General features: G+C 73.2%; 2 protein-coding genes. Both read right to left on the bottom strand.

The window, feature by feature from the left end:
* On the bottom strand, nt 1-254 hold a 254-nt coding region (locus tag AC0B61_RS37230), incomplete at its 3' end, for a hypothetical protein (protein ID WP_471746976.1).
* A gap of 230 nt (nt 255-484) precedes the next feature.
* A partial coding sequence (locus AC0B61_RS37225) for a carbon-nitrogen hydrolase family protein (RefSeq protein ID WP_471746974.1) occupies nt 485-1,006 on the bottom strand: 522 nt, incomplete at its 5' end.

Below are 1,006 nucleotides of genomic sequence, written 5' to 3'. Positions count from 1 at the left end.
GGGCCGCAGTAGGTCGAGTCCCGCCGGTGGAGGTGGCCGAGGACGAAGCGGCGCCGGCACGACGGGCAGCGCGCCACCCGCTCGTCGTCGTCACCGCTGATCAGGGCCAGCCCGATCCGGATGGCCTCCGCCGTGTGACGCCGCTGTCGGCGGGCGGCCTGCTTGCACGAGCGGTCGCAGAACCGTGCGTCGCTGCGGGCCGTTGCCCGCAGCGGCTTGTAGCAGTGCGCGCACCGGCGCACCCGCTCGGCCATGTCTCCACCGTACGGCGGGCCCGCCGTACGGGCCGCTCAGGCGGGTTCGACCCAGACCGTGAAGTCGATCCCGCCGACCTCCAGGCCGAGCCCGACGTCGCCCCGGTACTCGGTGATCGGGCCGACCTTCGTGACCAGGGGATGGGAGTGCAGAAGGTGGATGAGCAGGTCGCGGACCCCCGCGCTGCTGGGGCCGGTCGTCGGCGTGATCTCCAGGTCCTCGGCGTGGTTCAGCCGATCTCGGCGAGCACGTGGCCCGGTACCTCGGTGCCCGCGTCGGCGGTCCGTTCGCCGTCCGGGCCCCAGGCGCCGGCGGCGCCGCAGCCCACACCGTCCTCGTTGTTGCCGAGGACGTTGCCGAGTACCACGTGGAGACCGAACTCCCGGGCCCGCACCGGATAGACCTTCTCGAACGAGTCGTTGTCGGCGGAGAGCACCGAGCTCGCCAGATAGACCGTGCAGCCGTCGGCGGCCGCCCGCTCGGCGAGCTCCGGGAAGCGGTTGTCGTAGCACGTGGCCAGCGCGAACCGGGTGCCCTCCAGCTCGAAGCGGCCGTCCCGGCCGCCCGCTGCGAAGACCTCCTGCTCGATGCCGTACAGGTGCTGCTTGTCGTACCGGGCGAGGAGTCCGCCATCCGGACCGATGACGAGCGAGGTGACCGTGGGGCGGCCCTCCGCCGTGTGCACGGGACCGTTGACGACCGCCGCCGCCGAGACGGCGCGGCACGCCTCCCGTACGGGTTCGAGGCGGGC

This window comes from Kitasatospora sp. NPDC023385, from assembly GCF_055664045.1.
This window is presented reverse-complemented; position numbering and strand designations above follow the sequence as displayed.